Annotated in this window: 23 protein-coding genes and 1 riboswitch; of the genes, 21 read left to right on the plus strand and 2 right to left on the minus strand. The window is 40.9% G+C overall.

Annotated features, from left to right (window positions below; translation table 11 throughout):
• The first annotated feature begins 87 nt into the window (after window positions 1-87).
• The 8 genes from resA (at window position 88) to M1D84_RS08355 (ending at window position 8,626) form a co-directional block, all read left to right on the plus strand.
• Window positions 88-618: a thiol-disulfide oxidoreductase ResA gene (resA, locus tag M1D84_RS08320; RefSeq protein ID WP_024422841.1), complete on the plus strand. Its 531-nt coding sequence runs from the start codon at window positions 88-90 to the stop codon at window positions 616-618.
• A gap of 1 nt (window position 619) precedes the next feature.
• Entirely contained in the window at window positions 620-2,299 is a 1,680-nt protein-coding gene (gene resB, locus M1D84_RS08325) for a cytochrome c biogenesis protein ResB (RefSeq protein WP_024422840.1), read from the plus strand.
• The gene (gene ccsB / locus M1D84_RS08330; protein WP_044332831.1) at window positions 2,283-3,458 is read left to right on the plus strand and encodes a c-type cytochrome biogenesis protein CcsB; all 1,176 of its coding nucleotides are present in this window, start codon (window positions 2,283-2,285) and stop codon (window positions 3,456-3,458) included. The genes resB and ccsB overlap by 17 nt, the downstream gene beginning before the upstream one ends.
• Before the next feature lie 85 nt (window positions 3,459-3,543).
• The gene (locus M1D84_RS08335; protein ID WP_044332833.1) at window positions 3,544-4,266 is read left to right on the plus strand and encodes a response regulator transcription factor; all 723 of its coding nucleotides are present in this window, start codon (window positions 3,544-3,546) and stop codon (window positions 4,264-4,266) included.
• Window positions 4,263-6,044: an ATP-binding protein gene (locus tag M1D84_RS08340; protein WP_122631056.1), complete on the plus strand. Its 1,782-nt coding sequence runs from the start codon at window positions 4,263-4,265 to the stop codon at window positions 6,042-6,044. Before M1D84_RS08335 ends, M1D84_RS08340 begins: the two co-directional genes overlap by 4 nt.
• A gap of 203 nt (window positions 6,045-6,247) precedes the next feature.
• A complete protein-coding gene (gene sigX, locus M1D84_RS08345) occupies window positions 6,248-6,856 on the plus strand; it encodes an RNA polymerase sigma factor SigX (RefSeq protein ID WP_024422837.1) in 609 nt (202 codons plus the stop codon).
• On the plus strand, window positions 6,768-7,874 hold the full coding sequence (locus M1D84_RS08350; RefSeq protein ID WP_206533718.1) for a sigma X negative regulator: 1,107 nt from the start codon (window positions 6,768-6,770) through the stop codon (window positions 7,872-7,874). Before sigX ends, M1D84_RS08350 begins: the two co-directional genes overlap by 89 nt.
• A gap of 104 nt (window positions 7,875-7,978) precedes the next feature.
• Window positions 7,979-8,626: a M23 family metallopeptidase gene (locus M1D84_RS08355; protein WP_206533719.1), complete on the plus strand. Its 648-nt coding sequence runs from the start codon at window positions 7,979-7,981 to the stop codon at window positions 8,624-8,626.
• Between the two features lie 34 nt (window positions 8,627-8,660).
• Here M1D84_RS08355 and serA read toward each other — a convergent pair whose 3' ends face one another.
• Window positions 8,661-10,235, minus strand: coding sequence for a phosphoglycerate dehydrogenase (serA, locus tag M1D84_RS08360; protein ID WP_024422834.1), 1,575 nt, complete (start codon window positions 10,233-10,235; stop codon window positions 8,661-8,663).
• 287 nt (window positions 10,236-10,522) lie between these two features.
• Window positions 10,523-10,653: riboswitch (FMN riboswitch) on the plus strand.
• Window positions 10,654-10,836: 183 nt separating this feature from the next.
• Between serA and M1D84_RS08365 the strand changes: the two genes are divergently transcribed.
• Window positions 10,837-11,379, plus strand: coding sequence for an ECF transporter S component (locus M1D84_RS08365; protein WP_044332864.1), 543 nt, complete (start codon window positions 10,837-10,839; stop codon window positions 11,377-11,379).
• Window positions 11,380-11,611: 232 nt separating this feature from the next.
• Here M1D84_RS08365 and M1D84_RS08370 read toward each other — a convergent pair whose 3' ends face one another.
• Entirely contained in the window at window positions 11,612-11,860 is a 249-nt protein-coding gene (locus tag M1D84_RS08370) for a ferredoxin (protein WP_008361239.1), read from the minus strand.
• 267 nt (window positions 11,861-12,127) lie between these two features.
• Between M1D84_RS08370 and M1D84_RS08375 the strand changes: the two genes are divergently transcribed.
• The 12 genes from M1D84_RS08375 (at window position 12,128) to ypeB (ending at window position 23,975) form a co-directional block, all read left to right on the plus strand.
• A complete protein-coding gene (locus M1D84_RS08375; protein ID WP_206533720.1) occupies window positions 12,128-13,180 on the plus strand; it encodes a YpbB family protein in 1,053 nt (350 codons plus the stop codon).
• Window positions 13,173-14,681 carry a RecQ family ATP-dependent DNA helicase gene (locus M1D84_RS08380; protein WP_458106437.1) on the plus strand — a complete coding sequence of 503 codons (1,509 nt, stop codon included), beginning with the start codon at window positions 13,173-13,175 and terminating at the stop codon, window positions 14,679-14,681. Before M1D84_RS08375 ends, M1D84_RS08380 begins: the two co-directional genes overlap by 8 nt.
• Window positions 14,678-15,319, plus strand: a complete 642-nt coding sequence (locus tag M1D84_RS08385) for a CPBP family intramembrane glutamic endopeptidase (RefSeq protein ID WP_206533722.1) — start codon at window positions 14,678-14,680, stop codon at window positions 15,317-15,319. Before M1D84_RS08380 ends, M1D84_RS08385 begins: the two co-directional genes overlap by 4 nt.
• The gene (locus tag M1D84_RS08390; protein ID WP_458106438.1) at window positions 15,264-16,046 is read left to right on the plus strand and encodes a LysM peptidoglycan-binding domain-containing protein; all 783 of its coding nucleotides are present in this window, start codon (window positions 15,264-15,266) and stop codon (window positions 16,044-16,046) included. The genes M1D84_RS08385 and M1D84_RS08390 overlap by 56 nt, the downstream gene beginning before the upstream one ends.
• A 64-nt stretch (window positions 16,047-16,110) precedes the next feature.
• Window positions 16,111-16,566, plus strand: a complete 456-nt coding sequence (locus M1D84_RS08395) for a DUF2663 family protein (protein WP_133744156.1) — start codon at window positions 16,111-16,113, stop codon at window positions 16,564-16,566.
• Between the two features lie 87 nt (window positions 16,567-16,653).
• Window positions 16,654-17,442, plus strand: coding sequence for a metallophosphoesterase (locus tag M1D84_RS08400; RefSeq protein WP_268478780.1), 789 nt, complete (start codon window positions 16,654-16,656; stop codon window positions 17,440-17,442).
• A gap of 165 nt (window positions 17,443-17,607) precedes the next feature.
• Window positions 17,608-18,186, plus strand: a complete 579-nt coding sequence (locus M1D84_RS08405; RefSeq protein ID WP_024422826.1) for a genetic competence negative regulator — start codon at window positions 17,608-17,610, stop codon at window positions 18,184-18,186.
• A 196-nt stretch (window positions 18,187-18,382) separates the two neighbouring features.
• Window positions 18,383-19,657, plus strand: coding sequence for a Glu/Leu/Phe/Val family dehydrogenase (locus tag M1D84_RS08410; protein WP_007500982.1), 1,275 nt, complete (start codon window positions 18,383-18,385; stop codon window positions 19,655-19,657).
• Between the two features lie 124 nt (window positions 19,658-19,781).
• The gene (locus tag M1D84_RS08415; protein ID WP_286099146.1) at window positions 19,782-20,753 is read left to right on the plus strand and encodes a YpdA family putative bacillithiol disulfide reductase; all 972 of its coding nucleotides are present in this window, start codon (window positions 19,782-19,784) and stop codon (window positions 20,751-20,753) included.
• Between the two features lie 153 nt (window positions 20,754-20,906).
• On the plus strand, window positions 20,907-21,563 hold the full coding sequence (gene prsW, locus M1D84_RS08420) for a glutamic-type intramembrane protease PrsW (protein ID WP_024422824.1): 657 nt from the start codon (window positions 20,907-20,909) through the stop codon (window positions 21,561-21,563).
• A 134-nt stretch (window positions 21,564-21,697) separates the two neighbouring features.
• Entirely contained in the window at window positions 21,698-22,609 is a 912-nt protein-coding gene (gene sleB, locus M1D84_RS08425; protein ID WP_056767158.1) for a spore cortex-lytic enzyme, read from the plus strand.
• Between the two features lie 16 nt (window positions 22,610-22,625).
• Complete coding sequence (gene ypeB, locus M1D84_RS08430; protein WP_024422822.1) at window positions 22,626-23,975, plus strand: germination protein YpeB; 1,350 nt, start codon at window positions 22,626-22,628, stop codon at window positions 23,973-23,975.
• Window positions 23,976-24,066: the final 91 nt, after the last annotated feature.

Raw genomic sequence — 24,066 nt, forward strand, 5'->3', positions numbered from 1 at the left:
TCACATAAACTTCAAAAAATGAAGAAGCATCAAAAGAAGGAGAATGCTATAATTTACCTGAATGTCTATGGGGAAGGGGTACTTCAGATGAAAAAAAGACGGTTTTTCATACGGACGGGCATTCTCCTCGTGATGCTTGCTGCACTATGTTATACAATGTATAACTCAGTATTTGCCAAACAGGATCGAGTCAAAGAAGGATCTATTGCGCCAAACTTTGTCCTTCAATCTGTCGATGGGGATCGGATTGAGTTAAAGGACTTAAAAGGCAAAGGTGTCTTTCTTAATTTTTGGGGTACATGGTGTGGACCGTGTAAACAAGAATTTCCTTATATGGCGAATCAATATGAAGTGTTCAAGGATCGCGGTGTGGAAATTGTTGCAGTCAATGTTGCAGAATCCAAGATTGCCGTGAAAAATTTTATGGAATCCTATGGCGTGAATTTTCCTGTTGCCATGGACAAAGATCGCCAAGTGACAGAGGCATATGATATTACGCCGCTGCCAACCACATTTTTAATCAGTCCTGAAGGCAAGGTAATCAAAGTCATAAAGGGAACGATGACAGAACGTAATGTCTATGAATATATGAATTTGATTAAACCAAAGGGGTCATAGAATGAAAGAGGTAAAGTGCGAGTGTGGACACATTAATCCAATCGGTACTGTTCTATGTGAATCATGCGGGAATCCCATTGCGGCTAAAGAGAAAAACTCTTCAAAGCTGCTTGATATGAGGTATGACGGCAGTGCAAGACGCTCGCAAACATACAACAAAACGATTGTTGATAAAGTATGGAACTTTTTTTCTTCCGTTAAAGTGGGTGTGTGGCTGATTGTCATTACACTGCTCGCTTCTTCGCTTGGAACGATTTTTCCGCAGGAGCGATTTATTCCGCCAGGTGCATCTGCTTCCACGTATTATGAAGAGCAATATGGATCGTTTGGCAAGCTGTATTACACACTTGGATTTCATGATCTTTATAATTCTTGGTGGTTTTTAGCTCTTGTCGCATCAATCGGAATCTCCCTTGTCATTTGCAGTCTCGACCGCGTTATTCCTCTTTATCGAGCACTCAAAAACCAAGGGGTTATCAAAAAAGAAGGCTTTATGAGAAGACAGCGTCTGTTTAGCGAGACAGACAAAACATTAGATCAGCATACATATGAAGGCATCATAAGAGCAATGAAACAAAAGCGTTACCGCGTACGAGAAGAAAATGGGCATATTTTAGCCGAAAAAGGACGTTTTTCACGCTGGGGACCTTACGTCAATCACATTGGACTAATCATCTTTCTCATTGGAGCGATGCTCCGGTTTGTCCCGGGCATGTACGTGGATGAAACGCTTTGGGTCAGAGAAGGGGAAACTGCACCAATTCCAGGTACGGATGGTCAATACTTCTTGAAAAATAATGCGTTTTCAATTGATCGCTATGAAACTGGAAATGAAAAAGAAGTGTTTGAGAATGCTATTGAAAAAGCTGGCGACGGTCAAGTGGTGAAAAGCTATAAAACGGATGCCATTTTATACAAACGTGAAGGAGAAGTTGTATTTGGTGAAAAGCCCAAGCTGAAGCAGGTAACAGAACACGATATCAAAGTGAATGAACCGCTCAAGTTTGACAATTTCTCATTATATCAAGTAGATTTTAAGCAAAATGAACTCGATCAAATGGTCTTTCAGCTGATTCGTAAAGATACAGAAAAATCTTTCGGTACAGTGAAGATTAATCTGCTGGAGCCTAAGTCAGAATATGATCTTGGTAGCGGTTACAAAGTCAAGGTGATGAGCTATCTGCCTGATTTTTATTTTGACGATGATGGAACGCCGAGTACGAAAACAAGGAATCCGAATAATCCTGCTTTCGTGTTTGAAATGATTTCTCCTGAAAAACCTAAAGGTGAAAAAAGCTTTGTCGCCATTCAAGAGACAGTAGAGGGTTCTGATAATAATTTATATAAAATGAAGTTTGATCGGGTTGAAACGAAAAACGTCACAGGGTTAACAGTTAGAAAGGATTTAACACTTGGCGTGCTCATAGTAGGCGGAATCATCTTCATGATTGGTGTCGTGCAGGGGATGTATTGGCAGCATAGAAGAATCTGGCTGTCGGCAAAGGATGGAAAAGTATTGGTGGCAGGACATACAAACAAAAACTGGTTCGGCTTAAAGTCCGATATTGGAGTGTTACTGAACGGCAGTGGCATCAAACAGCCAGTTGATCAAAAAGAACTGCCTGATACAACAAGTATCAGCAAAAGCAAGGGGGAAGGATTAGATGGCGGCAGTCAGTGAAAATCTGTTATTTGCAGCTTTTCTATTTTATTTAGCGGCAGTTCCTTTTTTTGGTGGTGCCATTAAGGGAAAAAAAGAAGAAGGACCGCGCAGGAATAAGGCGGCACTCATTGGCATTACGCTTACCATCATCGGTTTTTTGAGCCAGTTGGGCTATTTTATTTCAAGATGGATCGCATCTGGCCATGCACCAGTCAGTAATTTGTTTGAGTTCACAACGGCTTTTGGCATGATGCTGGTGCTTGCATTCATCATTTTATATTTTGTGTATCAAGTATCTGTACTTGGTTTATTCACACTTCCAATCGCTTTATTGATTATTGCCTATGCAAGTATGTTCCCATCAGATATTTCACCGCTGATTCCTTCACTTCAAAGTAATTGGCTTTATATTCACGTGACAACAGCAGCACTTGGCCAAGCCATTTTAGCCATCAGCTTTGTGGCAGGTGTCATCTTTCTATTAAAGCATGTGGATCAAACAAAGCCAGGGAAGAAGACGTTTGGTTTAGAGCTTGTCATGTTTATGATTGTGGTCACACTTGCATTTATCGCTGTTACATCTATCTTTAGAATGACAGGATATGAAGCGACATTTAATTGGATCGATAAAAATAAAGAAAAAAGTGAGATGGTCTATGAGCTGCCAGCTCTTGTCGGACCTCATAAAGGGGAGCTTGTGACGGAAGATCGTTTGGAACCGTTTGTTGAGCTGCCGCCTGTTTTTTCAGGTAGAAAGGTCAATACGGTGTTATGGTCATTTGGCGTAGGGCTGATCATATACGGACTCATTCGATTGATCATTCGCAAACGGCTGAGCGCACTGCTTCAACCGCTAGTGAAACAGGTGAACCTAGATTTAGTTGATGAAATTGGGTATAGGGCGGTTTCGATTGGTTTCCCTGTATTTGCGTTAGGCGGGCTGATCTTTGCCATGATCTGGGCGCAAATTGCATGGACTAGGTTTTGGGGCTGGGACCCGAAGGAAGTATGGGCATTGATTACGTTTCTCTTTTATGCTGCCTATCTTCATCTTCGCTTGTCGCGAGGCTGGCATGGTGAAAAGTCCGCATGGCTTGCTGTGATCGGCTTCGCCATTATTATGTTTAATCTCATCTTTGTCAACCTTGTCATTGCGGGGCTTCATTCTTACGCATAATCACAAGGAAAAGCCAACTTTTATGATTCAATTCGGCTTTTTGTTAAAATGAATGTAACAACGGAGAAAGCAGGAGGACTGTCTAATGGAACACAAAACTCAAACGAAAATATTAGTCGTAGATGATGAGGCAAGAATTCGCCGCCTTTTAAAAATGTATTTAGAACGTGAAAATTATGAAATCGATGAAGCGGAAAATGGAGATGAGGCGATTCAAAAAGGGCTTCAAACCGATTACGACCTCATTTTGCTCGATTTAATGATGCCTGGTACAGATGGAATCGAAGTGTGTAATCAAATTCGAGACAAAAAAGCGACTCCAATCATTATGCTGACGGCAAAAGGAGAAGAAGCCAACCGCGTTCAAGGGTTTGAGGCAGGAACGGATGACTACATTGTCAAACCTTTCAGCCCGCGTGAAGTGGTTTTACGTGTAAAGGCATTGCTCAGAAGATCGTCTCAAACGTCTTATTTGAATACTGGGACAACAACAAAGGATGTTCTTGTGTTTTCTCATCTTTCTATTGACCATGATGCACATAGAGTGACGGCTGATGGCAAAGAAGTCAGCCTCACGCCGAAGGAATATGAGCTTTTATATTTCCTTGCAAAAACACCAGATAAGGTCTATGACAGAGAAAAGCTGCTAAAAGAAGTATGGCAATATGAATTCTTTGGAGACTTACGAACAGTTGATACGCATGTCAAACGACTTCGTGAAAAACTGAATAAAGTGTCACCAGAAGCAGCGAAAAAAATCGTAACTGTATGGGGTGTCGGGTACAAATTTGAGGTCGGCGCTGAATGAAACTGTGGAAAAGTGTTGTAGGAAAGCTATGGTTAACCATTCTTTTCCTCGTCTTGATCGTTTTATCTATTTTAACTGTGCTTCTTTTAGAGTTCATTGAGAATTATCATGTAGAAGAAGCAAAATCTGATTTAACACAAATGGCAAACAAAGTAGCGGTCATTTTAGAAAGCCATGAGGATCAATCGCTTGCAAGGTCGATTACATCAGAGCTCGCTGACAAATTGACGAGTATTGCGATCATCCAAGAGGACGGGCTAGAGTGGTATTCGTCTGAAAAAGACGGGAAGCTTCCTGCGATTACAAAGAAACAAATTGAAGCAGACAGCGATTTAAATCAAGCACTGAAAGATCGTAAAAAAATCAGTAAACGGGCAGAACCTGATGCAGGCAATCAAAAAGATGAACGGATTGTAGTCGGTGTTCCATATGAGGCGAACGGAAAAAAAGGCATGGTCTTTCTTTCTCAGTCACTCCTCGCTGTAGAACAAACAACGAAACATACGACACGCTACATCTTTTTAGCCGCCGGAATTGCGATTGTACTGACCACTATATTCGCTTTCTTCTTGTCAACACGTGTCACCTATCCTCTCAGAAAGATGAGAGAGGGTGCACAAGATTTGGCGAAAGGGAAATTTGATACAAAGATTCCTATTTTAACGCAAGATGAAATTGGAGAACTGGCGATCGCCTTTAATCAAATGGGGAAGCAGCTTAAATTCCATATCACAGCCTTAAATCAAGAAAAAGAACATTTATCTAATATTTTAAGCAGTATGGCTGATGGCGTCATCACCATCAATATTGATGGAACGATCTTGATGACAAATCCTCCAGCAGAACGATTTTTACAGGCATGGTATTACGAGCAAAATATGAAGATCAAAGATGGAGATGAACTGCCGCCAGAAGCGCGCGAGCTATTTCATACAGCTGTCAGCACAGAAAAAGAGCAAATGATCGAAGTTACGCTGCAAGGGCGCACCTGGGTTCTTCTTATGTCTCCGCTGTATAATCAGCAGGATGTCAGGGGAGCAGTTGCAGTCCTTCGTGATATGACGGAGGAACGAAGACTTGATAAACTGAGAAAAGACTTCATTGCCAATGTCAGTCATGAACTTCGTACACCAATTGCCATGCTGCAAGGGTACAGTGAAGCGATTGTAGATGATATTGCAGGATCAGAAGAAGAAAAGAAAGAGATTGCGCAAATTATCTATGATGAATCACTTCGAATGGGACGTCTTGTGAATGACCTTCTAGATCTAGCGAGAATGGAAGCAGGTCATATTACACTGAATCTTGAATCAACAGATACGGAAGAGCTGACTGAGAAGATCTACCGCAAGTTTCTCGGGATTGCGAAAGAAAAACAAATCGACCTTACGTATGATATTCAAGTGGATGAACCGAATTTTTTATTCGATCCAGATAAGATCGAGCAAGTGTTTACGAATCTCATTGATAATGCCATTCGTCATACACCAGAGGGCGGCGAGGTTCACTTCTCGGTTCAATCGGTGGAGAACGGACTGAAAATGGATGTAAAAGATTCGGGGAGCGGAATTCCGGAAGAGGATCTGCCCTTTATTTTCGAACGCTTCTATAAAGCCGATAAAGCAAGGACAAGAGGACGTTCTGGTACTGGACTTGGCCTTGCGATTGTGAAGAACATCGTCGAGGCACATCAAGGCTCTATACATGCTCATAGCAAAGCGGGTGCAGGTACACACTTCACATTCTATATTCCGAGAAAAAAGCAGGAACTCGTCTAATCTTGACGAAGAATCTTGTTACATGAGAAACACTTCTTTTCGTAAAGAAAATGAAGTGTTTTTTCTATTTTCAAATTTTTAAGGAGAAGTTAAACAAAAAGCCCTTCCCAAACTGTCGAACTTGTAATATATTTGTCATAAAGTTGTAATGTAACGTTTTATAAGAGTCACTCGACAAAAATAAGTGAACGGAGGGGTTTCCTATGCATGAAACCTTTCAAAAAATATATGATTCGTACCATCAAGATTTGTACCAGTTTTTATTTTACATGGTTAAAGATAAAAATCAGGCAGAGGATCTCGTACAGGAGGTTTACATTCGGGTACTTCACTCATATAAAACTTTTGAAGGAAGAAGCAGCGAGAAAACATGGCTGTTTTCAATTGCAAGGCATGTGGCGATTGACTGGTTTCGCAAGCAGCAAACCATTAGACAACGGGTACTCGGCACGTTTGATTGGGATAAGCAGGATGTAAAAGACCCAGACTTGCTCCCAGACGAACTGGCTGTACAGGATGAAAATACTAAAGAAATTTATGCCGCGCTTGATCACTGCACGATTGATCAAAGAGCTGTCATCATTTTAAGGTTTATCCAGGGCTACTCAATCATGGAGACGGCAAAGGCGCTAAAGTTCTCGGAAAGCAAAGTCAAAACAACGCAGCACCGAGGCCTGAAAGTGCTCCGAAAACATATGGAGCTTTTGAAGGAGGAGCTAGTGAATGAAAACGAACAGGTCCGATTGGAGCGAAGAACGAATCAAGGTGTTACTAAGTCAGCTTCCAAAGGTGGAGGACAACCGTTCATCTAAGCAGATATACCAGCAGGTGCTGATGGCAAGCGGGAAGAAAAAGAAAAGTGTCAAATGGATCGGTCCAGCGGTGGCAACCGTTGTGGTTTTATTTATGGCGTTTTTAATTTCTCCTCATTTATTTCAGCCGGCTGCTCAAGAACAGCATCAACAGATGAAAATGGAATCAAGTGCTGACAAAGGACAGGCAAATGCCACATTAGAGCCCGTCAAACAGGCAAATGGTACCACACACGTTGTTTCTCATGAAGACAAGCAAAAGTATATGACGGTTGCATACATAGATGAATCGACATCTCAAGTGGTTCCCATAAGTATTGAAAAAGAGAATGAACATGGCCATTTGCAGGAATTGATGAACACATATGAACAGGTGCAGCTGCCTGAAATGACAAAGCCTCTTCAATCTTATCTTGAGATGGTGGACCTTCGTGAAAATGGGAATACACTTGTTTTTCAGTTAAAAAATGATTTGTCCCTTGATACGATAAAGGAAGCCAATCGATTTAAAGATATGGTAAAAGAAACGCTCAAATGGAGCAGGTATAAACAAGTGGAGGTCAGGTCAGTCAAAGGTTCTCATCTTCAATTAGGGACTAGCAGCTTTGGCACGATATCAATTGATAAACAAACGAAGAAAGCTTATTACGTGTTAGAAAATAAGAGCGGGACTTTTTTGGTGCCCTCAAAAACACATTATTCTACTTATGAAGATGCGGTAGAGGCCATGAAACGCACGAGTGATTCTGGACTTGAACCATTAATTAAAGAAGAACCCATTAAAGAAGTGACATCAAAAGGTAAGCATGTAACCATCACGTTTGGAGCATCAGCACAATTATCGGACTCAATTGATCATACTCTACTCATTGAAGGTCTGCTGCTCACAGCAAAAGATTTTGGTTTTACAGATGTCACCATTCAATATGCAGGAACAGATCAAATAGGACCATATGAATTAAATGAACCAATAGAGGTACCGGCTCTGCCGAATCCAGTTGTCATCAAAGAACGTTAAAGGACGCAAGCATTTCATTGCGTTCTTTTTTGATGTATAGAAAATGATCTTCTTGCTGTATACTAAGCTGTCATGAAAAGAACCTCAAAGAAGGGGAGTCACTGATGAAAAGGTATTGCTTCATAGGTGCCAGCTGTTTTTTGCTCTTGATCTTAGCGCCATTTGCCCATGCACAGAAGACAACCGAATGGGTGGAACCAGTGAAAGGAGAAGTCACTGACTTGTTTGGGACAAGGGGCGGTTCGCATAAGGGATTAGATATAGCTGCGCCAGAAGGAGAATCCATTTTTGCTGCAAGTGAAGGTGTGGTCACGCGTTCGTATGTATCGGCTACATATGGAGAAGTTGTATTTATTCAGCATCCGAATGGATACGAAACTGTCTATGCTCATTTACACGAGCGTTTTGTGAAAAAGGGTGACCATGTACAAGCGGGACAGCCGATTGGCATAATTGGCAACACAGGGGCCTCCAGAGGCACTCATTTGCATTTTGAAGTACATCGTGGCAATTGGTCAGTCAGCAAAGAGGATGCAATAGATCCGCTCAAAATGATTGCTGTGGAACGCTTCCAAGAGCCGGCTCTTCATGTAAATGGACATGAAAAAAATACATATGTCATTAAACAAGGGGATACCCTTTGGTCGATAGCAAGGGCGCATGAAATGACTGTGGAACAATTGAAAAAGATCAATGAGCTGACCACTCACCTCATTCGAACAGGAGATCGTTTAATGGTTTCAACAAAATAAACCTCATGCAAAGCATGAGGTTTATCACTGTTTTTTATAGGTCAATCAGGCGGACAGAAAGAATATCCTGCACTTCAGTTAATTTTTTCACAATTTCGTCCTCTAGATGCTTGTCGAAAGAAAGCATCATAATGGCTTCGCCGCCTTTTTCTTTACGTCCCACCTGCATTGTTGCGATGTTGACATCATGGTCGCCTAAAATCTGTCCAACCTTTCCAATCACACCAGGTGCATCTGTATGCTGGATATAGACAAGGTGTCCATCTGGGTAAAAATCAATATTAAAGCCATTAATAGAAACGACGCGTTCCCCTAAATGCGGAATGTAAGTCGCTTTAAGAGTAAAGGTTGAAAGATCACCTTTGACTTCAATAGAAATACTGTTTTCGTAACCAGATTCGCTGGAAGAAATTTTTTCACTAAAGCTAATGCCTCGTTCTTTTGCGACCATTCCAGCATTTACTTCATTCACAGTCGAATCAACACGCTCTTTTAAAAACCCTGACAGGAGACTCTTTGTGATAAAGGATGTTTCGAGTTTTGAAATAGAGCCTTCGTAAGAAATGCCTACTTCTTTTACAGGTTCTCTCATGGATTGAGAGACAAGACGTCCAAGTTTTCCTGCAAATTGATGATAAGGCTGAATCTTTTTGAACTCGTCTTTTGTCATCGCTGGTAGATTAATAGATGACATGACAGGAAGGCCTTTTGCAAATTGAAGGACTTCTTCAGATACTTGCGCCGCTACATTTAATTGTGCTTCTTTTGTAGAGGCACCAAGATGCGGAGTTGCAATGACGTGTGGATGATCCACAAGCGGATTATCAGTTGGAGGTTCTACCTCGAATACATCAAGTGCAGCTCCTGCGACATGGCCGCTTTCAAGTGCCTCAAGAAGGTCAGCTTCGTCAATAATGCCGCCGCGCGCACAGTTTACAAGGCGAACACCTTTTTTCGTTTTTGCAATCGTTTCTTTATTGAGAAGTCCTCTTGTTTCTTTTGTTAATGGCGTATGTACCGTAATAATATCTGATACTTCGAGTACTTCATCAAGTGATTTCGCATTGACGCCAATTTTTTCTGCACGTTCTTTTGTGAGAAATGGGTCAAACACGTTGACTGTCATGCCAAATGCTCTTGCACGCTGGGCGATTTCACTTCCAATTCTGCCTAAACCGACAATCCCAAGAGATTTTCCGTAAAGCTCAGCACCAACATATGCCCCTCTGTTCCATTCTTTTGATTTGACAGAAATATTGGCTTGTGGAATATGACGCATAAGTGATGAAATCATAGCGAACGTATGCTCAGCTGTCGAGATCGTATTACCGTTTGGTGCATTGATTACAATGACGCCATGCTTGGTCGCTTCATCAATGTCAATATTGTCTACTCCCACACCGGCACGGCCGACAATTTTTAATGAAGTCATTTTTTCATAAAGCTCTTTCGTTACTTTTGTGGCACTTCTGACAAGTAAGGCATCAAACGTGTGTAATTCATCTTCTGCTTCTGCTACATTTTTTTGGACAATTTCAACAAAATCTGATTCTAAAAGTGGTAGAAGACCATCATTGCTCATCTTATCTGAGACTAATACTCGAAACATCGTAAGATTTCCTCCTAAAATAAACGTCATAAATATCTGATAATTTACCATATTCCTTTTCACTGTGTCAATCAAATTAAAGCAGTAAAGTGAAAAAGAAAACACGAACATTTCTTTGTGTCTTTATAAAGAATGAACACCTTTAAACAAAAGATAACCAATTTTTGCGCATTTGTCATTAGAATTTTTGTGTTTTTTACGATTTCTTAAAACTGATGAATTTGCTCAGGATTTTTATCTGTACAAATGCTCATATATCATATATAATGATGTCGAATTGAATAATGATCAATCTTCGGGGCAGGGTGCAATTCCCTACCGGCGGTGATGAGCATAGTCTCTAAGCCCGCGAGCCTTTTTGGCAGGATTCGGTGTGATTCCGAAGCCGACAGTATAGTCTGGATGGGAGAAGATGGAGGTTCATAAACGTTGAAAACATTGATGTTCACACGTTTATTTGTCTAGCCCAATTTCCCCGCTCCTGTTTTCAAGGGCGGTTTTTTTGTGGCTAAAATGGAACAATCCTCTTTTCGAAAGATTTGATCGAAAAGGAGAGAGAATATTGAATCAAAGTAAAGTAAAGCGTTTAGTTGTTACCAGTATGCTCAGCAGTATTTCGTTTGTGTTAATTTTATTGGATTTTCCTTTCCCGGGTCTTCCAGCGTATTTGAAAATTGATTTTAGTGATATCCCGGCAATTATTGCAATTTTAATTTATGGACCGGGTGCAGGGATTGCTGTTGAGGCTTTAAAAAATGTACTGCATTACCTCATTCAAGGCAGTATGTCCGGCGTTCCAGTTGGGCAAGTCGCGAACTTCATTGCAGGCACACTATTTATCTTGCCAGTCGCCTTTATGTTTAAAAAAATCAAATCAGCAAAAGGGATGGCATGGTCTATGATCGCGGGTACATTGCTTATGACTGTGATGATGAGTATTTTAAATTACTTCTTATTCCTGCCAGCTTACACATGGTTCTTAAACGCGCCAGAACTATCTGATCATGCGCTCAAGACGACCATTACAGCAGGGATCTTACCATTTAACTTTATTAAAGGAATCATCATTACCATCGTGTTTAGCCTCATTTTTGTGAAAATGCGTCCATGGTTTGAAAATAAACGCCGACTTCAAAATAGTTAATATAAAAAAAGCCCCTGTATAAGGGGCTTTTAGATTGTTGACAAAGAGCTAAAATGATCTTTATTTTAGCTCTTTGTCTTCTTTTCAGCGTGATAGAAAACCTTTGCAGTCTAGGAAGGACGAGTACCGGAGCGGAGCGAATTGAATATTCGTGAGCACTGGAGCGCAGACCTGACACCGAATGCGAGGGTTTGTTTACATGCTGAAAGCCCCTGTATAAGGGGCTTTTATACTATTCATGCTTAAGCGGGTCACCATCGAAAGATTCGTCCGCAACTTTGATAGAATCTGTTGGACATCCTTCAAATGCATCAAGCATATCTTCTTCAAGTACTTCTGGAACTTCTACAGTCCCTTGGTTGTCATCAAGCGTAACAAATGCAATGCCTTCATCATCATAATCATAAATGTCTGGAGCAGCTGCACCGCATGCGCCGCAAGCAATACATGTGTCTTTGTCTACAATTGTATATTTTGCCATGTTAAAAAAATACCTCCCAGATTGTTCGATGGAACAAATGGTCTAACCTTTTTAGTTTCACCGATAAAAAACAATTTCCTCAAACCTTATTGTAATGATTTTAATTTCACATTTCAACTGTAAAGTGATTGAGAATGCTTATCACATAAGGGTTTGTTCATAACTTTCCCCCACAAATTGAGTTTAAACATTTCTTCTTCTATGAAATCTGTTAAAATAAAGGGAGAAAATATTCGAATTTTGTCAGGAAGACAGGTGCTTTGGCGAATGACTCTTCATTACTTGGATGTCATGTTAATGGACAGCGTATATAAATTGAACGGCGAACGCTCCATAAGTGCTGTCTACCATCTTTTTAAAGGAAAAAAATCATCACAAACCATACAGGATGCCAGTTTGTTTCAGCTTTCAAAGTATTTCGGCTGTTACCCGGGGTTTACGAGGGATCAGCTGAATCGCTCTACTATAAAGCTTGACGAAAAGCACTACATCAAAAAAACAGGGGAGACATTCATTGTTACAGATGCAGGACAGCAAATGCTAAACCAGTATTTCTCAGAAAAACCGATGCCAGCTTATTTTCATGGTGCCAAATATCATGATAAAGCAAAGGTGTTATGGATGAGGCTCTCGTTACTTGTACAAGTGCTGTCTCACCATCTGGCTGGATCGCATCAATATGTCCCAATACAAAGAGATGTATCTGTACAAAGCTGGACGAAATCCTTCTTAAAACAGCATCACGAGAAGAATAAGCTTTCGGAAGAGCTCCATCATGAACTCGAAAAGCTCCTTAGCCGTATAAGTGATCAAGAGGCGCTGATATTTGTTTATTCATTGACCTCAAATGAAAGAATTGGGCGTACGTATCAGCAAATGGCAGAGTGGCTAAAAGAAGATGTGTGGTATGTGTACCTGCTTTTTTGGAATGTCCTCCATTATTTTATTCATGCTGCCCAAAAAGGTGAGGCGCAGCTCATGCAAAAGCTCGTAGGTGACCTTGAATTCAAACGCGTGCTGACAACCTCTACGCACAAAACGCTCGAGCTTGTGCAAAAAGGCTTTGATATTGATCAAATTGCTCACATTCGCTCTTTAAAAAAGGCAACGATCGAAGACCATATTGTCGAGCTTTCCATACATGAACCGAGCTTCTCAATAGAGCCGTATGTGAGCGAAGAACAGCAGCAGACCATTCATGCAGTAGCCAGAGAGCTTCAGACAAATAAGATGAAGCTGATTAAAGAAAAACTCGAACATCCATTTACTTATTTTCAAATACGATTGGCTCTGACAAGGATGGTGAAAGCAAATGGATAAGCTTCATCAGACGCTCATGCGATATTTTGGTTACGACTCATTTAAAACGGGTCAAGAGGACATTATTCAAAGTGTACTGAATCAAAAGGATACGGTGGCCATGCTGCCTACTGGCGGCGGGAAATCCATCTGCTATCAAATTCCCGGCTATATGACAGATGGATTAGTTCTCATTATTTCGCCGCTGTTATCGCTTATGGAGGATCAAGTCGAACGAATGAAAATGCGCGGAGAAAAACGAGTGGCGGCACTGAACAGCACATTGTCTTTTCAGGAGAGACGACATATCATTCGGCATTTGCCATCATATAAATTTTTATTCGTCGCCCCTGAGGCATTAATGTCAGAGGTGCTGCTAGAACAGCTCAAATCGATGCATATTGGTCTGTTCGTCGTCGATGAAGCCCATTGTATATCCGAATGGGGGCATGATTTCCGTCCGGAATATTCCAAGCTGGGAGAATGGAGAGAAGCGTTAGGTCATCCTGTCGCCTTAGCACTGACGGCAACTGCAACAAAACAAACGCTAAAAGATACCGTACAAACGTTAAGATTGAAGCATCCAGACTTTCATATTCATTCTGTCAACCGGCCAAACATCGCATTAGTCAAAGAAGCGCACGAAACGAAAGAAGCAAAAGAAAAACGGGCCATTGAGCTTGTTGAATATCTGCAAGGTCCCGGTCTGATTTATTGCCCAACCCGGCAAATGACAGAAGATATGGCGCTCATTATGAAACAAAAAACCCATCAGCGTGTAGAGTATTACCATGGCGGAATGGATGCAGGAGACCGTATGCTTATTCAGCAGCAATTTATCAGCGGACAGCTTGATCTTATTTGTTGTACAAGTGCTTTTGGAATGGGAATTGATAAAGCGGATATACGATTTGTTATTCATATGAGCCCGCCGCAGTCAATTGAAGCATTTATGCAGGAAATTGGAAGAGCAGGACGGGACGGGAAAAAGAGTGTCAGCATTCTTTTATATACAGAAGAGGATGCGGACATTCAACAGCATTTAATACAAGCAGAGGGCTTTGATGAGCCAGAAATTGATTTCTTCTTAGCCAGGCTGACACAAATGCAGACAAATGATGAAAAGAAATTACGTGAACAATTAATGGAATCAGGGCTTCAGGAGACACGTGCAAGAATGCTGATCCATTATTACAGGATGTATCAGTCTGACGAGCCGCGTGTGCTCCTGATGAAACTGAAAGAGAAATTGCAGGACAGACAAACAGAAAAACTGAGAAAAGTGTGGCAATTTAAGGAGCGGATCACAGATCATGGCTGCTTTAGACAATCTCTGTTATCATACTTTTACGAACAGCTTGATCAAACAGAGAGCACATCCTCTGGCAGCTGCTGCTCTTCTTGCGGACTTGACCTGTCTGATTATGAAAAAAAAGATCAACCATTGGAGCTGAATGAAATGAAACACTGGAAGACCGTGCTGGATCGTATGTTTCATCTGACAAAAGAGGCGCAGCATTGATTGAACAACATCGCCGGATCATCGAAAAATTAACCGATCGACAAGTGGTAGAACAGCTGTATTTCACGCAGCTGCTGATGCTGGTCATTTCCTATTTACTAGGTATATTTATGTTTGATCATTGGACAGATTTCACATCTCTTTGGGAGATCCAAGATGCGCGGATACTGACTTATGGAATTGGCGGCGCTGCGGTTGTGATCATTGTGGATGCGATTGTCATGAAGGTGTTTCCTGCTCATATGTATGATGATGGCGGATTAAATGAAAAAATGTTCAAAAACCGCAGCATCCCGCATATTGTTTGGTTAACCCTGCTCATCGCCTTTTCAGAGGAAATTCTATTCCGAGGGATCGTCCAGCAGCAATTTGGACTGGAAATTGCCAGTATTGTGTTTGCGCTCCTTCACTTTCGCTACTTATCAAAAATACTCTTGTTTATCCTTGTGGTTTCTATTAGTATTTTTTTAGGACTTTTATACGAGTGGACGGGGAATTTATTTGTTCCTGTCATGACCCATTTTGTCATTGACTTAGTCTTTGCTTGTCAAATTCGTTTGAAATATAGGGGGAGGGATGAACATGGAAGAAATGTCGAGAATGAAGAGAAAGAAGGAGCAGCTGACAAACATCCATGATGATGTAGAGGAAATTTTTGAAGAAGAAGTTCAGCCTTCAGATGACTCTCACTTTCCTACACGAGAAGATTTTCATGAATATAAAAAACAGCGCACGAAAAAGGTACGCAATCCATTGTTTACAACACTGGCTATTATCTTTCCTATTATCGTTGTCACAGTGTTCTTCCTTTTGATCTACTACACATCAAAGGAAATCAACCATAATAATAATCAAGATGTATATAATATTGATTCTACATCAAGTGCTGACACAGACCCAGTCCCGTCAGCACTTGTCGAAACGAAAAATGACTCAAGCGCTGATAAAGCGGATGCGTCTGATGATGAGAAGCAAAAGAAAGAGGAAGAAAAACAGCGATTGAAAGAAAAAGCTGAACAGAAGAAAAAAGAAAAAGCTGCTAAAGAGAAAGAAGAGCGTGAACAAGCAGCGAAAGAAAAAGAACGCGAGAGAGCTGAAGCTGCCAAAAAGCGTGAACAGCAGCAGCTAGCCTTGCAAAAGCAACAGGAAGAGAAAAAAAGAAAAGAAGCCGAAGAGAAAAAGAAGCAGGAAGAAAAGCCAGTCCGTGTCGTGCAGCACACTGTTGGTCCAGAGGAAAACCTGTATCGAATTTCAATGAAATATTACAAAAACCGTTCGGGTGAAGAGAAAATTAGAGCCTATAATCATTTAAAAGGTAACAGCGTGTACAGTGGTCAAGTGCTGAATATTCCACTAGAAAACTAATCACCTGACATGAACGAAGAAGCATGCACATACATATGTAGAAAAAAGGGACAGGGTGTATGTGATGACATTGCACACAATCAGCCGATATATGGATCAGCCGACACAGAAGATGATGGAAACATTGATCAAAAGAAAGCATAAATATGAGGGTTTTGCCAAGCAGTGCAAAAGATGGCAATGGACAGCCCTTCTATCGCTGGCCATTCTTTTGTTTTATTTTGTGATCACGGCAAATGCGGGAGGCGGCTCGCTTCAGCCGGAAGCCATGATTGCCACACTGCTTGGTCATGACGTATTTCTGTTTTGGATCATGGCCGAGGTCTTTGCTTTTTACGCATCTTATTACTATAAGAAAAAAGAAGAAAAGGCTGAAGATGAATATCATCGGCTTCGATGTGAAATTATACAAAAGAGCACAGACTTATGGCCGCAGTCAAATCAGTGGAAAGAGCGCGAGGCGGTTTTTCACTATATGCAGAAGCAATTTGACATTAATCTCTATTATGAAAGTAAATAAATGAGAAAAAAAGACGTTTAACAGTTGAAACGTCTTTTTTCATTCAAGCGTCTTATGAAAGAAAGATATGTAAGGGAGCCATTTGTGATGAAATATGCCATCGGATTTACTGCCGCCATTGCGGCTGTTACAACAGGTGTGTGTGTAACGGCAAAAATGGTGAAAACGGCAAAACAAAACAACATCAAAAAGCATTACTTTACAATAGAAGCACTTCAATCAGACCGGCCTGCTGTCATTTTCTTTATTTCTGATACACACAGACGTCTCATCAGTGACACTTTATTAGCAGAAATCAGACAGGAAGAGCCAGATGTGATTATGATTGGCGGAGATTTAGCAGAAAAAGGTGTGCCCTACGCAAGAATTGAAGAAAATGTGAAACGTTTATCAAGAATTGCGCCGGTTTATTTTGTTTGGGGAAATAATGATCATGAGCTGCATCAGCAAAGGTTTAAAGAGATTCTTCATGCATACGATGTCACGACTTTGCAAAATGAAACGGCTGTATGGAATTTCGATGGCCAGCGAATCAAAATCGGAGGAATTGATGATATTCGGCTTGAAAAAGCAGATTATGAAGCGATACGGCCAGAGTTTGTGAAAGAAGATGTCAATATTCTCTTATCACACAATCCAGATGTACATCATTTGATGAGTGAAGAAGAGGGAATCGATCTTGTCCTGAGCGGTCATACGCATGGGGGGCAGATCCGAATTGGGAAATTTGGTCCATATGAAAAAGGAAGAACAGGCCAGGTCAAAGGTGCGTTCTTTCTCATTAGTAATGGCTACGGGACAACAAAAATTCCCATGCGTCTCGGAGCAGAACCAGAAACCCATCTGATCTATTTAATGCCTCTAAAAAAGCGTTAACTTGCGGCACCCTCAATATTTTCCATAAAAGTCACCGTAAGCATAGCTTCATGCTTGTCTTCCGTCTTGACACAGTGTAAACTGAATACAAAATTAAGAACCTATGACTCATCATCTCATATACTACAGTATGATGTGTGTTTAGAAGAGGCAGGAGGGAACGTTATGCGACTGGAGCGTCTGAATTATAATAAAATCAAAATTTTTCTCACACTAGATGACCTGACAGACCGAGGTCTTACGAAAGAAGACCTTTGGAAAGATTCGTTCAAAGTCCATCAGCTGTTTAAAGACATGATGAACGAGGCGAATCAGGAGCTCGGTTTTGAAGCGAATGGACCGATTGCTGTTGAAGTATTTTCTCTTCAGGCGCAGGGGATGGTCGTCATTGTCACAAAGAGTCAGCAGGAAGATGCTGATGATGAGTTTGATGAAGATTACATTGAGATGCAAGTCAAGCTCGACGAGAGCAAGCATGTGCTCTATCAATTTGCCTCGTTTGAAGATGTGATTCAACTGTCCCATAGTTTAAGTCGTATTGGACTTTTAGGGGGTACAGTTTACCATTATGAAGGTCAATATTACCTCAGCCTGGATGATGTTGGAGAATTATCTGCTGATACAGTCATTTCGATTTTAGCAGAGTTTGGCTCACCTACGACACTCACCATCCACCGGCTAAAAGAATATGGAAAAGTGATCATGCAAGACGATGCTGTGAAAACGATTCAAATGTATTTTTAATCACTTTTATCTATTATATTTAATACTGTTGTGATGAAACAACAGTATTTTTTTATATCCTTTTTTATATTTATAAACGCTGATATTTTATTTTGATAAAAAACGCTTTTTACCTTTGCTTTACCAGTACGAAGGTGTATACTATTGCTTGAAAGGGAGCAGTAGATCATGAAAGATTTCTAGGGGGTTTATTTTAATGGCAGCCGATCAAAACGCCGCTCATAACGCAGAAGATAAGCTAGATGTTTTAAAGTCAACTCAAACCGTCATACATAAAGCGCTAGACAAATTAGGGTATCCGCAGGAAGTGTATGAATTGCTGAAGGAGCCAATTCGTCTATTAACGGTCAAAATTCCAGTACGTATGGACGATGGATCGGTGAAAATTTTCACTGGTTACCGTGCACAGCACAATGATGCTGTCGGTCCAACAAAAGGCGGAATCCGTTTTCACCCGAACGTTACGGAAAAAGAAGTAAAAGCGCTTTCAATTTGGATGAGTTTAAAATGTGGAATTGTGGATCTTCCTTATGGCGGAGGAAAAGGCGGTATTATCTGTGATCCAAGAGAAATGTCATTCAGAGAGCTTGAAAAACTAAGCCGCGGCTATGTTCGCGCCATCAGTCAAATCGTTGGACCAACAAAAGATGTTCCAGCACCAGACGTGTTTACAAACTCTCAAATTATGGCATGGATGATGGATGAATATTCTAGAATTGATGAGTTTAACTCGCCAGGATTTATTACAGGGAAGCCAATTGTTCTTGGAGGATCACACGGACGTGATACTGCAACAGCAAAAGGTGTGACGATCTGCATCAAAGAAGCGGCGAAGAAAAAAGGAATTGACATTAACGGAGCTCGTGTTGTCGTACAGGGATTCGGAAATGCAGGAAGCTACTTAGCTAAATTCATGTATGATGCTGGAGCAAAAATCGTAGGGATTTCAGATGCATACGGCGGATTATACGATGAAGATGGTCTAGACATTGACTACTTGCTTGACCGACGTGACAGCTTTGGAACCGTCACTAAACTATTTAACGATACAATTACAAACCAAGAGCTGCTTGAGCTGGATTGTGATATCTTAGTACCTGCAGCCATTGAAAACCAAATCACAGAAGATAATGCGGCAAATATTAAAGCCAAAATTGTCGTAGAAGCAGCAAATGGTCCAACGACACTGGAAGGAACCAAAATTCTTTCAGATCGTGGTGTACTGCTTGTTCCAGACGTGCTTGCGAGCGCGGGTGGTGTAACTGTTTCTTACTTTGAATGGGTTCAGAATAACCAAGGGTTTTACTGGACTGAAGAAGAAGTTGAAACTCGTTTAGAAGATATGATGGTGAAATCATTTAATAATATTTATGAAATGGCGCAAAACCGCCGAATTGATATGCGTCTTGCTGCATATATGGTCGGTGTACGTAAAATGGCTGAAGCTTCTCGATTCAGAGGCTGGATTTAAGCGGCTGATTTGCATCGCGCCTTAAAATCTCCTATCCTTAAATAGGAGATTTTTTTATGGAATGGAACAAAGAATCAAACAGCCCAGCAATTGTTATTGCAGTGAAATGACAGGAGTGGAACAAATGAAACAAGAAAAAGCGATCATAATAGGAGGCGGCCCATGCGGGTTATCAGCTGCCATCGCATTCAAGCAAATTGGGATTGATGCACTTGTGATTGAAAAGGGGAATGTCGTGAACAGTATTTATCATTACCCAACACATCAAACCTTTTTTAGTACAAGTGAAAAGCTTGAAATCGGTGATGTCGCTTTTATTACTGAGAACCGTAAGCCCGTTCGTATTCAGGCACTTTCTTATTACCGAGAGGTCGTCAGACGAAAAAAACTGCGTGTACATGCTTTTGAAAAAGTAAACGCCGTGACGAAACAAGATGGCCGTTTTACGGTAAATACAACAAAAGACAACTATTCATGTGATTACGTCGTCATTGCGACTGGCTACTATGATCATCCAAACTATATGAACGTCAAAGGAGAAGACCTTCCTCACGTATATCACTATTTTAAAGAAGGACATCCATATTTTGATAAAGATGTGACGGTGATCGGCGGAAAGAACTCCAGTGTGGATGCTGCGCTAGAACTTGTGAAATGCGGAAGCAGAGTCACTGTGCTGTATAGAGGAACCGAATATTCATCCAGCATCAAGCCTTGGATACTACCAGAGTTTGAAGCGCTTGTCCGTAATGGAACCATTCGAATGGAGTTTGGTGCGCAGGTGAAAGAAATCACAGAAGAAGATGTGATCTTTACAAACCAGCAAGATCAAACGGATCGAGTGAAAAGTGACTATGTATTTGCTATGACTGGCTATCACCCAGATCATTCTTTCTTAGAAAAAATGGGTGTCACGATTGATCCAGAATCAGGCCGTCCAGCATTTGATGAACAGACGATGGAAACGAATGTTGAAGGTATTTTCATTGCGGGAGTCATTGCTGCTGGAAATAATGCCAATGAAATTTTCATTGAAAATGGAAGATTTCATGGCGGACTCATTGCAGAAGAAATCAACAAAAGAATCAACGGATAAAAAAAGAACTGAATCCTTCAAAGGGGTTCGGTTCTTTTTATATAAATTGGGATTATATAGAAAGATATTTTAGAAAAATGGGCCCGAGTCATATAAAAAAAGGGTAAATCATGGTACGATAATGAAGGATAATGTAGGGAAAGAGGTCTGGTTATGATCGCAATCATCTCAGCAGGTTTAGCTCCCGGCATCGCACTTTTAAGTTATTTTTATTTGAAAGATCAGTACGACAATGAGCCGGTTCACATGGTCATCAGATCTTTTATGCTAGGTGTCATACTTGTGTTTCCAACCATGTTTATTCAATATGTCCTTCAAGAGGAAAATATCGCAACAAATCCTATCTTGATTTCATTTGTGACGTCGGGCTTTTTAGAGGAATCATTAAAATGGTTTATTTTAATGGTCAGCGTTTATGCACATGCCCAGTTTGACGAACACTATGACGGAATTGTGTATGGAACGAGTGTCTCACTTGGTTTTGCAACACTTGAAAATATCCTTTACTTAGTCGGTCACGGGGTCGAATATGCGTTTACCCGTGCTTTATTACCTGTATCAAGTCACGCATTATTTGGTGTTGTGATGGGTTTTTATATCGGAAAAGCCCGCTTCTCTGATAAAAAAGAGCAGCGCAAATGGCTGATCCTTTCTTTAACGCTCCCTGTGCTGTTTCACGGCCTGTATGATTTCATTCTATTAGGGATGAAAAACTGGGGATATATCATGGTGCCGTTCATGATTTTTTTATGGTGGTTTGGTTTAAGGAAAGCAAAAAAAGCCCGTGCGGTAAAAATGGTGCAAATTTAATTTTGGAAAACGTCCTATTTGTTTATAGGGCGTTTTTTTGTCTTTTCCATCCAATTCTCTCCTGTGTTGAATGTATAAAAATAGGGATCGGAAGAAACATATATTCAAACATCAAAAGTACAGGAGGATCAAATATGGATAAAGCTCGTTTCATGAAACAAATTGTTCTTATCTTCTCAATCGTTCTTCTTGCGTCTTCACTTTTGACAGTCAGTAAAAGTGAAGCCTTCACCGCCCAAGTCATCCAGCGCGGGGCAACAGGAGAAGATGTAGTCGAGCTGCAAGCGCGGCTCCAATACAATGGTTTTTACAATGGCAAAATCGATGGCGTCTATGGCTGGGGGACGTACTGGGCCGTTCGCAACTTTCAAAGCCAATTTGGCATGAAGAAGGTCGATGGACTTGTAGGTGAGAAAACAAAAAGCTTATTAGTTCAAAAGACGAAATACTACAAAGAGTTTGTTCAAAAGCAGCTGCAGGAAGGGAACCAGTTTACCCATTATGGCGGGAAGCCTCTTGATCAGCAAACAAAGGCTCCTGCGCAAAGAAGCTCGCAAAAAAAGACAGCCCAAGGTACAAACGAAAATCAAAAAAGTCAAGGTGGATCATCTGGGAAGTCTGGCAATCAGTCAGGCAGCCAGCAGGGAAATCAAACACCAAAACAAACAGCAGCCAACATGCCTGGTGGTTTTTCTAGTAATGACATTCAGCTCTTGTCGCAAGCTGTGTACAGTGAAGCAAGAGGTGAGCCGTATGAAGGACAGGTGGCTATCGCGGCCGTTATCTTAAACCGTTTGAACAATCCGACCTTTCCAAATACGATCGCAGGAGTCATTTTTGAACCGCTTGCGTTTACTGCTGTAGCAGATGGGCAATTTTATATGACGCCAGATGAAACGGCAAAAAAAGCTGTATTTGATGCAATCAATGGCTGGGATCCATCTGAGAGCGCCATCTATTACTTTAATCCTGATACAGCAACAAGTCCATGGATTTGGGGAAGACCACAAATTAAACGAATCGGGAAACATATATTCTGCGAATAAAAAGAGGTGTAAATAAATGATCAGAGGAATATTGATTGCTATTTTAGGAATTGCTGTCATCTCAACAGGTTATTGGGGCTATAAAGAACATCAAGAAAAAGACGCCGTACTGCTTCATGCTGAGAACAACTACCAAAGAGCATTCCATGATTTAACGTATCAGGTGGATCAGCTGCATGACAAACTGGGCGCAACACTTGCGATGAACAGCCAAACATCCATCTCACCAGCACTTGCAGATGTATGGAGAATGTCATCAGAAGCGCATAACAATGTCAGCCAGCTCCCGCTTACATTGATGCCTTTTAATAAAACGGAAGAATTCCTGGCGAATGTCGGAGATTTTAGCTACAAATCATCAGTCAAATCTTTATCAGATGAACCATTAAATAAAGATACGCACAAAACCATTACAGCTCTATATAATCAAGCGTCAGATATCCAAAACGAACTTAGACAAGTGCAGCACCTCGTACTTAATAAAAACTTAAAATGGATGGATGTTGAAATGGCGCTCGCTGACGGCGATCGAAAGAACGACAACACCATCATTGACGGGCTGAAAACAGTCGAGAGAAATGCAGATGCATTTGCAGATGTCGATCTTGGGCCTACAAATGTGTCCACAGAAAAAGAAACACAAGGCTACAATCATTTAAAAGGCGATAAGATTTCAAAAAAAGAAGCGATCCGCATTGCACAGCAATTCACACCAGACCATAATCAACATTTTAAAGTGAGAAAAAGCGGCAGCAAAACCAATCGCGACGTGTACAGCTTATCGATGTCTGATCCAGACAGCCATGCAAACTTTTATCTAGACTTAACTGAAAAAGGAGGACACCCAGTCTACCTTCTTCAGAATCGTGACGTGAAAAAACAGAAAATCAGTTTGAATGAGGCATCAGAAAAAGCACTCAGCTTCCTAAAGAAGCAAGGGTTTGACACAGAATCGTTCCATTTAGATGAAAGTGCACAATTTGATAATATCGGTGTATTTACCTATGTTCCTCTTCAGAAAAATGTTCTGCTTTATCCAGATAGTATACGCATGAAAGTCGCATTGGACGATGGTGAGGTTGTTGGGTTTTCAGCGAAGGATTACTTAACGAATCATAAAACACGAGACATTAAAGCACCTAAAATCTCGCAAAAAGAAGCGAAGAAAACATTAAATCAGCATGTAAAGATCGAAGATACTCATTTAGCGATTGTGCAAAATGATATGTCAGAGGAAGTTCTGTGCTATGAGTTCCTCGGAACGATAAAAAACGATACGTATCGCATGTTCATTAATGCAGATACTGGAAAAGAAGAACGAGTAGATAAACTAAAAAACGCAGAACCTATATATAAAGACCTATAAAAAAGGAAACGAGGAAAAGGCTAATAAGTCTTTTCCTTTTGTTTTAGACATGGTTTAATATAGGAGAGGATACGATTTCACAGATGAAAAG

It is taken from the genome of Bacillus sp. PK5-006, assembly GCF_054161415.1.